General features: G+C 31.7%; 10 protein-coding genes. All 10 read right to left on the reverse strand.

Features of this window, described 5'->3' with window-relative positions; all coding sequences use genetic code 11:
• On the reverse strand, window positions 1-464 hold a 464-nt coding region (locus DIU01_RS05485; protein WP_290832275.1), incomplete at its 3' end, for a CoA-binding protein.
• Between the two features lie 126 nt (window positions 465-590).
• Entirely contained in the window at window positions 591-1,718 is a 1,128-nt protein-coding gene (locus DIU01_RS05490; RefSeq protein WP_290832277.1) for a hypothetical protein, read from the reverse strand.
• Between the two features lie 8 nt (window positions 1,719-1,726).
• Window positions 1,727-2,089: a nuclear transport factor 2 family protein gene (locus DIU01_RS05495; protein WP_290832279.1), complete on the reverse strand. Its 363-nt coding sequence runs from the start codon at window positions 2,087-2,089 to the stop codon at window positions 1,727-1,729.
• Window positions 2,089-3,018 (reverse strand): UDP-3-O-(3-hydroxymyristoyl)glucosamine N-acyltransferase, encoded by a 930-nt coding sequence (locus DIU01_RS05500; protein WP_290832281.1) that lies wholly within the window; start codon window positions 3,016-3,018, stop codon window positions 2,089-2,091. Before DIU01_RS05500 ends, DIU01_RS05495 begins: the two co-directional genes overlap by 1 nt.
• A gap of 5 nt (window positions 3,019-3,023) precedes the next feature.
• Window positions 3,024-3,590, reverse strand: coding sequence for an elongation factor P (gene efp, locus DIU01_RS05505; protein WP_290832283.1), 567 nt, complete (start codon window positions 3,588-3,590; stop codon window positions 3,024-3,026).
• Window positions 3,591-3,628: 38 nt separating this feature from the next.
• Window positions 3,629-4,414 carry an acyl-ACP--UDP-N-acetylglucosamine O-acyltransferase gene (gene lpxA / locus DIU01_RS05510; RefSeq protein WP_290832285.1) on the reverse strand — a complete coding sequence of 262 codons (786 nt, stop codon included), beginning with the start codon at window positions 4,412-4,414 and terminating at the stop codon, window positions 3,629-3,631.
• 79 nt (window positions 4,415-4,493) lie between these two features.
• Window positions 4,494-5,882, reverse strand: a complete 1,389-nt coding sequence (locus DIU01_RS05515) for a bifunctional UDP-3-O-[3-hydroxymyristoyl] N-acetylglucosamine deacetylase/3-hydroxyacyl-ACP dehydratase (RefSeq protein WP_290832287.1) — start codon at window positions 5,880-5,882, stop codon at window positions 4,494-4,496.
• A gap of 26 nt (window positions 5,883-5,908) precedes the next feature.
• Window positions 5,909-6,928 carry a UDP-3-O-(3-hydroxymyristoyl)glucosamine N-acyltransferase gene (gene lpxD, locus DIU01_RS05520; RefSeq protein WP_290832289.1) on the reverse strand — a complete coding sequence of 340 codons (1,020 nt, stop codon included), beginning with the start codon at window positions 6,926-6,928 and terminating at the stop codon, window positions 5,909-5,911.
• 118 nt (window positions 6,929-7,046) lie between these two features.
• Complete coding sequence (locus DIU01_RS05525) at window positions 7,047-8,282, reverse strand: HD domain-containing protein (RefSeq protein ID WP_290832371.1); 1,236 nt, start codon at window positions 8,280-8,282, stop codon at window positions 7,047-7,049.
• Between the two features lie 97 nt (window positions 8,283-8,379).
• The gene (locus DIU01_RS05530) at window positions 8,380-10,413 is read right to left on the reverse strand and encodes a M13 family metallopeptidase (RefSeq protein WP_290832292.1); all 2,034 of its coding nucleotides are present in this window, start codon (window positions 10,411-10,413) and stop codon (window positions 8,380-8,382) included.
• Window positions 10,414-10,551: the final 138 nt, after the last annotated feature.

Genomic DNA, 10,551 nt, shown 5'->3' on the forward strand with positions numbered 1-10,551 from the left:
CCTGATTTAGAAACGATACCAACATTTCCTTTTTTGAAAACAAAACCTGGCATAATACCAACTTTAGCTTCTTCTGGCGTAATAACACCAGGACAGTTTGGACCAATTAATCTACATTCTCTATCTTTAATGTATGCATATGCTTTAATCATATCTGCAACCGGAATTCCTTCTGTGATACAGATAATAACTTTAATTCCAGCGTCTGCCGCTTCCATGATTGCATCTGCAGCAAATGCAGGCGGAACAAAAATAATTGTAGTATCGGCACCAGCTTGTTCTACGGCATCTTTTACGGTATTAAAAACTGGACGATCTAAATGAGTAGATCCACCTTTTCCTGGTGTAACTCCACCAACAACATTAGTTCCGTATTCAATCATTTGAGATGCGTGGAAAGTTCCTTCGCTACCTGTAAAACCTTGAACAATTATTTTTGAATTCTTATTTACTAAAACGCTCATGATATATTTTTTATGTAGTTTTATTGTTTGTGATGCAAAAGTATTAAAAAGTGTTCAGTATTCAGTATTCAGAATTCAGTTTTTTTCTTACTATTTTGTAAATTTTCNNTAAATGATGAAAATGTATTATTCATCAATTTGAACACAATTTTTTTTGTGATAAGGATAATTTACTAAATAAAATTTTGCAGCAATTGTGGGATTTTGAGCTTTCCATTTTTGCATAATTTTTAAATATACACGTTTTTCGGGATAGGGAAAAACATTCAGTTCATTTACTGACCAATTGGATAACAAAATTGCATTTGAACAATCAACAACCGTTTTGTTTTTAGAGAAATAGGGTTCAAATTGACTTGCTTCACCTCTATTTTCGACACAGATATACATTTTTTGCAAATTTCCAGAATATAAATTAAAGGACAGGTAATTATCATATAAACCAAAAAAGTTCAGTAATGGCAGTACACCAATCAAAATAAAAAATACTATTTGATAGCCATCAATCAATTCTTTAAATTTAAAAGATGTAGTTTCGTTTGTAAAATAAAGCACCAATAAAAATATAATCATAGCAAAATTCCAGGGTAAAACCACCGAATTGTGATTGACACCTAATGGTGAAAGCAGCACTAAAATGAATAAGTGCATTGCAATTAAAAGTGCAGCTACCATTTTTTTATTCTTAAAAAACAGCAATCCTAAAGCACCAATAAATTCAAATAATCCTAATGATAATCCTAGGTAATGAATAAAAGTATTCGAAATTTGATCGGATTTAAATCCTAAAAGTTGTTTCAGGATTAAATTTTCCCATACATAAAACAAAAAACCTCCGTTTAATTTATGTAATCCGCTATTGGCATAAATCACAATCAATAGAAAGACAAAATAATTGAGGAAGCTTTTTTGTTTTCTAAAAAAGAACGCAAAACAAAAAATTAAGATAAAATGATATTGATACGGTTGCCATCGATTTATATCTAACAAACACGATAACAATTCGATGCCAATTGTAAATCCAATAATTATCCTATTACTGGGAAATAGAAATACAAAAAACATTGAACACATTCCTAAAATGTACAATGAAAGATGCAACCAATTTGGGCAATTGTCAAAAAAATCTGCTACAGGAATTAGCGGAAATAAGCGATTAGACAACCAAAGTTTGTAGGATATTATTTTTGTAATAATCCAAAAAAGTGCCGTTATTTTTAGAAGATAGTTTACTTTTAAATTTTGTGTAAACATGGTTCAATTTATGAGAATTGACTCATTTGAAATCCTCTATATAATTTACCGTCTTTAATTTCCCAAATGACGAAAAAATGTGCTAAAAGCATTTCCTCTCTAGGATTTTCGATTGTTTTTACAAAATGTGAATAGCGTACCGAAACCGTATTATCTTCTGCAATGATATGAGTAATTCTCATTTTCGAACGAACATAAGCTTTGCTCAATTCATCTGATAAATTTAAAACATCTTCTTTTTTCATCTGAACGAAACCTTTGCTACTGTTCCATTCGATAATTAAATCTTCATGTAGAAATTCTGTTACCTCTGATTTGTGTAACATCAAATCATTTTTATAAAAATCAAGTACTAATTCTTTTGGTGTCATTACTTAAGATTTTTTAAAATTTCTGGAATACGTTTAATATTTGCCAATTGCTTTAATTTTTCGCGTGATTCTTCTATTGGAGTTCCAAAATAAGATTTTCCGCCTTCAATAGATTTTGTTACTCCTGTTTGACCAAGAACTACAGCCTTTGCTCCTATTGTAATTCCACTAGTAGTTCCAACTTGTCCCCAAAGTGTTACTTCATCTTCAATAATTACGCAACCTGCAATTCCTGTTTGAGCTGCAATTAGGCATTTTTTACCAATTACAGTATCGTGACCAACGTGTACTTGATTGTCAATTTTTGTTCCTTCACCAATAGTTGTATCGCCAGTAACTCCTTTATCAATAGTACAAAGCGCACCAATACCAACATTGTTTTCTATCACAACGCGTCCGCCAGAAAGTAATTGATCATAACCTTCGGGCCGTTTTTTGTAATAAAATGCATCGGCACCAAGAATAGTTCCAGCTTGAATAATTACATTATCGCCAATAACACAGCCATCATAAATGGTTACATTAGAATGAATAATACAATTTGAACCAATTTTCACATGATTTCCAATAAAACAATTGGGTTGAATATAAGTTCCTTCTCCAATTACTGCTGAAACCGAAATGGCTTTATCAGTAGCTTGAAAAGGTCGGAAATGTTTAGTTAACGTATTAAAATCTCTAAACGGATCGTCTGAAATTAATAGCGCTTTACCTTCTGGACATTCTACTTCTTTATTGATTAATACTATTGTTGCCGCCGATTGTAAGGCTTTATCATAGTATTTAGGATGATCAACAAACACAATGTCACCAGGTTCAACTACGTGAATTTCATTCATTCCATAAACAGGAAAATCATCGGAACCAATATAATGGCAACCGATGATTTCTGCAATTTCTTTAAGTGAATGTATTTTTGAAAATTTCATTTAAATTATTCTTTTACTCGTTCCATGTAAGAACCAGAAGCAGTATCAATTTTAATTTTATCACCTTCATTAATAAACAAAGGTACGTTTACTGAAGCACCAGTTTCTACTGTTGCAGGTTTAGTTGCATTGGTTGCAGTATTTCCTTTTACACCTGGTTCTGCATAAGTAACTTCAAGTACTACAGAAGCTGGCATGTCTACAGAAAGAGGCAATTCGGTTTCAGCATTGATAATTACTTTTACAGTTGTTCCTTCTTTTAATAACTCTGGAGCATCAAGAATAGCTTTATTCAATTGAATTTGCTCGTAAGTTTCAACGTGCATAAAATTAAATAAATCTCCTTCAGCATATAAATACTGGTATTCATGCGTTTCAACACGAACTTCATCGATTTTATGACCAGCAGAAAAAGTGTTGTCTAAAACTTTTCCGTTAGTTAAACTTTTTAATTTAGTTCTTACGAAAGCTGGACCTTTTCCTGGTTTAACGTGAAGAAATTCGATAATTTTATAAATATCGTGATTGTATTTAATACATAATCCGTTTCTAATATCTGATGTAGATGCCATTGTATAGTTTGTTTATTTTTATAATTTTTATTTGTTATTTATAGACTTCCAGAGTATCCTTTCATGATACCACGAGAAGAATTTCTGATAAAATCTAATATTTCATCACGTTCTGGAGAAGCTGCCATTTCGGCTTCAATTATTCCAACTGCTTGTGATGTATTGTAATTTTTTTGGTATAAAATTCTGTAAATATCTTGAATTTCTCTGATTTTTTCTGATGTAAATCCTCTTCTTCTCAATCCAACAGAATTGATTCCTACATAAGATAATGGTTCTTTGGCTGCTTTTGTATAAGGAGGAACGTCTTTACGAAGTAATGATCCGCCAGAAATCATTGCGTGATCACCAATACTAATAAATTGATGTACAGCAGATAATCCGCCAACGATTGCAAAGTTTCCAATAGTAACATGTCCACCAAGAAGTACGCCATTTACAATAATTACGTTATCACCAATATGACAATCGTGTGCAACGTGAGCAGTTGCCATAATTAAACAATTGTTTCCAATTTTTGTTTGACCCGATGCAATTGTTCCTCTGTTTATTGTAACACCTTCTCTAATAGTACAGTTATCACCGATTATTGCAAGTGAATCTTCACCTCCAAATTTTAAATCTTGAGGAACAGCAGAAATAACTGCGCCTGGAAAAATATTGCAATTTTTACCAATTCTTGCACCTTCCATAATGGTAACATTAGAACCTATCCAAGTTCCTTCGCCAATTTCTACATTGTTATGAATTGTTGTAAAAGGATCAATTACAACATTTCGTGCTATTTTTGCTCCAGGATGAACGTATGCTAAAGGTTGATTCATATATTTTGATGATTATGGTTTGTGGTTTGTCGTTTATTGTCGTTACAAACATAAACTAAAAACTATAAACTCTTTTTTCTTATTGTTTTTTAGCTATTTGCGCCATTAATTCTGCTTCTGCAACTAATCTTCCGTTGGCGTAAGCATTGGCTTGCATGTGACAAATTCCTCTTCTAATTGGAGTAATTAAATCACATTTGAATATTAATGTATCACCAGGTAATACTTTATATTTAAACTTAACATTGTCAATTTTCATGAAATAGGTTAAGTAATTTTCTGGATCTGGAACAGTACTTAATACTAAAATTCCACCCGATTGTGCCATCGCCTCTACTATTAAAACTCCTGGCATTACTGGTGCATCTGGAAAATGTCCTACAAAGAAATTTTCGTTCATTGTAACATTTTTCATTCCAACCACATGCGTATCAGACATTTCTATGATTCTGTCAATCAATAAAAATGGTGGTCTGTGTGGCAAGATATTCATAATTTGGTGAATATCCATCAAGGGTGGCAAATTTAAATCGTATGTTGGAATATGATTCTTCTGTTCGATTTTAATGATTTTTGACATTTTTTTAGCAAACTGAGTGTTTACAAAATGTCCAGGTTTATTGGCAATAACCTTACCTTTAATACGAACTCCGATAAGCGCTAGATCACCAATTACATCTAGTAATTTGTGACGTGCAGCTTCGTTAGGATAATGTAACGTTAGATTATCTAAAATTCCATTTTCTTTAACTGCGATTGTATCTTTACCAAAAGCCTTTTTAAGATTTTCCATTGTAGATGCCGAAATTTCTTTATCAACATATACAATTGCGTTGTTTAAATCGCCACCTTTTATTAAACCATTGTCTAATAAAGTTTCTAATTCATGAAGAAAACTAAATGTTCTTGAGTTGGCAATTTCAGTTTTAAAATCGCTTATATTTTTTAAGGTTGCATTTTGAGTACCAAGAACTTTGGTTCCAAAATCTACCATTGCAGTTACTTGATAATCATCGCTTGGCATTACAAGAATTTCACTTCCTGTAGCTTCATCTGTAAACGAAATAACTTCTTTTACAACATAAAATTTACGTTCAGCTTCTTGTTCTTCAATACCTGCTTTTTCTATTGCTTCTACAAAATACTTAGAAGAACCGTCCATAATTGGTGGTTCTGAAGCATCCAATTCTATAATTGCATTGTCAATATCGCAACCAACAAAAGCAGCTAAAACGTGCTCTGATGTTTGAATTTTAACTCCTAATTTTTCTAAATTAGTTCCTCTTTGCGTGTTTACTACGTAATTAGCATCGGCTTCAATAATTGGTGAACCTTCTAAATCTACTCTTACAAAGGTAAAACCATTGTTAATTGGCGCAGGTTTAAAAGTCATTGTTACTTCTTTTCCTGTGTGTAATCCAACGCCTGTAAGTGTAATTTCGTTTTTGATGGTTTTTTGCTTAACCATAATATAATTGTAATTTAGTTTGTTTTCTAATCTAATTTTTTCTTCAAATTTTCTAAATCTGAAACTATTTTTGGGAAATTTCTAAAGTGTACGAATGATTTACTAAAATCACTGTAGTTAAAAGCTGGTGAACCTTGAACAGTTTCGCCGTCTTTAAGACTTTTTCCAATTCCTGATTGTGCTTGAATACGCACATTATCTCCTATTGTAATATGACCAACAATTCCAACTTGTCCACCAATCATACAATTTTTTCCAATTTTGGTTGAACCAGCAATTCCAGTTTGTGAGGCAATTACTGTATTTTCTCCAATTTCTACATTGTGAGCAATTTGAATTTGATTATCCAATTTCACTCCTTTTCTAATAATTGTAGATCCTAAAGTTGCTCGATCGATTGTAGTGCAAGAACCAACATCGACATTGTCTTCAAGAATTACATTTCCTATTTGTGGTATTTTTGTGAAAGTTCCATCTTCTGAAGGAGCGAATCCAAATCCATCTGAACCAATTATACTTCCTGAATGAATGGTACAGTTAGCTCCAATTTCAGTTTCAGAATAGATTCTAACACCAGCAAATAAAATGCAATTATCGCCTATTATTGCATTATCACCAATAAATGTATTCGGATAAATTTTTACGTTATTTCCAATTTTTACATTTTTTCCAACATAGCAAAAACTACCTAAATATAAATTATCACCATAAGTTACATTTTCTGAAATTACCGATGGTTGCTCAATTCCAGATTTCATTAATTTTACTTGATTGTAATATTCAAGAAGTTTAGAAAATGCTTTGTACGCATCTTCAACTTTAATTAATGTAGTGATTATAGGTTGCTCTGGCTCAAATGTTGCGTTTACAATTGTTATTGACGCTTGGGTTGAATAGATGTAATTAAGGTATTTCGGATTAGACAAAAATGTTAAAGAGCCTTGAACTCCTTCTTCTATTTTTGCTAATTTATAGACTTCGGCATTAGGATTTCCTACTACTTCGCCATCAAGAATACCCGCTATTTGTTCTGCTGTGAATTTCATTTTATCAGATTCTATTTCTTAGTAGTATAAAATGTAACTCACTTTCATACACAGAATTCAAATTTAAAAAATTATTGGTTCGTTTCATTTGTGCAAAAATATAAAAATTAATTGAAACCTACACTTCTAGTAGCACTTTTGGAAAGCATATAAAATATTTGGTTACTGCTTTAGACAATGCTCGAACTTGTAATTGATCGGACGAATCTACAATATTTTCTACAGTTTTATCTTTCTTCAAGATACTTATTGGCTCACTTTCTTTATTGTATGCTTGATTTTTAAGTTTGCCTTTAAAAACAAAATACGAAACATCTTTATCCGACAAATTGTGCATTGCAGCAAATTGAGTTTTAAAATTATTCAATTTTTCTAAATCAACTTTTTCATCGAGCATTACAATTTTAAGTAAATCACGATTGATAATCATTTTACTCAATGAACTCAATACAAAATCGTCATTAAATTGCCACGTTTTTATGGCGCCCATCACATCATAATCATCTAATAATGCAAAAGTTTTTAGAATTTCATCAGTAAAATCATCTGATGAAATTTTATTATTTAGAAAAAAAGAAAGTGGTTCACTACATGATAATTGAATACCTTTTTGAGTTAATTCTTTGGCTCTTTTTAAAATTTTAGTCAACGTTAACTCGGCTACAACTGATGTTTTATGCAAATAGGCTTGCCAATACATTAATCGTCTAGCAACAAGAAATTTCTCTACAGAAAAAATACCTTTTTCTTCAATAACAAGAACATCATCTTGCACGTTCATCATTTGAATTAATCGGTCACTGTTTATATTTCCTTCTGCAACACCACTGTAAAAGCTATCTCTTTTAAGGTAATCCATTCGATCCATATCTAGCTGACTAGAAATGAGTTGTAACATAAATTTTCTATGGTATTCACCTTTAAAAATTTGAATTGCCAGACTTAACTCTCCATTAAATTCTTGATTTAAAGCATTCATAAAAAACAGCGAAATTTCTTCGTGATGCACATCTTCTACAATACTGTGTTCCATAGCATGAGAAAATGGTCCATGACCAATATCGTGCAAAAGAATGGCTATGTAAAGCGCGTTTTCTTCTTCGTTGGAAATTTCAACACCTTTAAATCGTAGCGTTTGAACTGCTTTTTGCATTATGTGCATGCAACCAAGCGCATGATGAAAGCGAGTGTGATGCGCACCAGGATAAACCAAATACGACATTCCCATTTGAGAAATACGTCTCAAACGTTGAAAATAAGGATGCTGAATTAAATCGTAAATTAAGCTATTTGGAATGGTGATAAAACCATATATAGGATCGTTAAATATCTTGAGTTTATTGGTCGGATTCACTAAATTTCTATTGTTTATTTGTACAAATATAGGCAAAATATAAAGTATAAAAAAAACTACATTTTTAGGATGTAGTTTTTTAAATTTAAACGAAGTTTTACCAAATCACAACTCGAAGTGAATCGGGCTGATACATCGTGCTTCCTGGTTTTATATTGAATGTTTTATGAAATTCTGGAATATTTGCTAATGGTCCGTTAATTCTAAATTGTGCTGGCGAATGTACATCGGTCATGATTTGTTGCGATAAATATTCTTTATTAGCATTTACCATCCAAGCATATCCATAGGCTAAAAAGTAACGTTGATCTGGCGATAATCCGCTGATTTTTTCGTTCGATTTATATTGTTTGGTTTTCTTGAAAGCTTCGTAACCCATAACAACACCGCCTAAATCGGCTATATTTTCTCCTTGTGTAGCATCGCCATTTACAAATTTATCTCCAACTTTAAATTTGCTATATTGATTAACTATCAATTGTGTTTTTTGTTTGAATTTCTTCAAATCTTCTGCAGTCCACCAATTGTTTAAGTTTCCTTTGTCATCATATTGACTTCCTTGATCGTCAAATCCGTGGGTGATTTCATGTCCAAAAGTTGAACCACCAATTATTCCATATAAAATCGCATCATCAGGCATTCTACCTTCATAACCTGGAACTAATATATTACATGCTGGAACACATATTTCATTATTACTCGGATTGTAATAAGCATTATAGGTTTGTGGAAACATTCCCCATTCGGTTCTATCAACTGGTTTTCCGTATTTTTTAATCATTTCACTGTACTCCCATTTAGAAACTTCCATCACATTTTTGCAGTAAGAATTTCTATCGATAGTAATTGAACTTAAATCTTTCCATTTATCTGGATAACCTACTTTCATTACAATTTTACTCAATTTGTATAATGCTTTTTTCTTGGTAGGTTCGCTCATCCAATCTAATTTTTTAATTCGTTCGGCATAAACATCTCTTATATTATTTCCTATTTCTAGTAATTTTTCTTTAGAGCCTTTAGGCAGGTATTCGTCAACATAAACCTGACCAATTAATTCTCCAAGCGAACCATTTGTCTGTTCTACAACGCGCTTCCATCTTGGTTTTTGAGTTTTTACACCTCCTAAAATTGTCGAATAAAATTTGAAATTTTGATCTTCGATTTCTTTATTCAAATAAGAAGCATAAGTATTAACTAAATTCCATTTTAGATAGGTTTTCCAATCTTCAATAGCATACGATTTTATCATCGAATTGAATGCTTTGTAAAATTCGGGTTGACCAACAATAACAGAATCTGCTTTGGCAATTCCTAATTCTTTCAAGGTGAAATTCCAATCAATTTTTGGAGTAATTGCATTAAAAGCTGCAACCGACATTTTATTGTAGTTTTTATTCGGATCACGTAATGCTTCTAATTTTCTTGATGATTTAGCCAATTCTGTTTCCAGTTTCATTATTGAATTTGCATTTTTGGTAGCAACTTCGGGCTTCTCACCTATTAATTCTAACATTTTTTGAACATGCTTTACGTACTCATTTCTAATTTTAACCGTTTCGGCATCAGTATTGAAATAGTAATCTCTTTGACCAAGACCTAATCCGCCTTGAGAAAATTGAAGCATATTTTTGGCACTATTTTTATCGTCTTGATACACATAAAATGAAAATCCTGCGCTTGTTCCCAAAGTGTGCAAATAACCAATAGTTTTTAATAAACTTGGTACATCTTTTACCGCATCAATTTTAGCAAAATCATTTTTTAATGGCGAAATTCCTAATTTATTTACAGCTATAGAATCCATTCCAGAAGCATAAAAATCGCCTATTTTTTGTTTGTTGCTTCCTTTTTCTGCGTTGGCTTCCGCCGATTTTTCGCAAATGGATTTCACCTGATTATTGATGGTATCTTGAATCATCCTAAAGATTCCGTTGCTTCTCTCTGATGAAGGAATTGGGTGTTTTTTAAACCAGCCACCATTGGCATAATTAAAAAAATCATCAGATGGATTTATCGTTGTATCTCTATTGGTTAGCAATGGATCAACAAAAGCGGTTTCTTTTTTATCGCAACTTATTATACTTAAAGTTGTTAATGACAAAATTGTAATTCTTTGAAGTAATTTCATATTTAAAATTTTAATGCGCTAGATTAGTATGTATTTCTATAGTTTGTTACAAAATTAGGATGTTTATTATTTCATTTTACTAACTTTTAAATTATTGATTCGATAAAAAACGAAGGAAACGACAACAAAGAATAAAGT

The sequence above is a fragment of the Flavobacterium sp. genome, assembly GCF_003525665.1.
Classification (GTDB): Bacteria; Bacteroidota; Bacteroidia; order Flavobacteriales; family Flavobacteriaceae; genus Flavobacterium.

Coding starts and splice junctions, on each gene's coding strand:
- DIU01_RS05490 (WP_290832277.1), bottom strand. CDS start 1,718: ATGTTTACACAAAATTTAAAAGTAAACTATCTTCTAAAAATAACGGCA.
- efp (WP_290832283.1), bottom strand. CDS start 3,590: ATGGCATCTACATCAGATATTAGAAACGGATTATGTATTAAATACAAT.
- DIU01_RS05495 (WP_290832279.1), bottom strand. CDS start 2,089: ATGACACCAAAAGAATTAGTACTTGATTTTTATAAAAATGATTTGATG.
- lpxD (WP_290832289.1), bottom strand. CDS start 6,928: ATGAAATTCACAGCAGAACAAATAGCGGGTATTCTTGATGGCGAAGTA.
- DIU01_RS05500 (WP_290832281.1), bottom strand. CDS start 3,018: ATGAAATTTTCAAAAATACATTCACTTAAAGAAATTGCAGAAATCATC.
- DIU01_RS05515 (WP_290832287.1), bottom strand. CDS start 5,882: ATGGTTAAGCAAAAAACCATCAAAAACGAAATTACACTTACAGGCGTT.
- DIU01_RS05530 (WP_290832292.1), bottom strand. CDS start 10,413: ATGAAATTACTTCAAAGAATTACAATTTTGTCATTAACAACTTTAAGT.
- lpxA (WP_290832285.1), bottom strand. CDS start 4,414: ATGAATCAACCTTTAGCATACGTTCATCCTGGAGCAAAAATAGCACGA.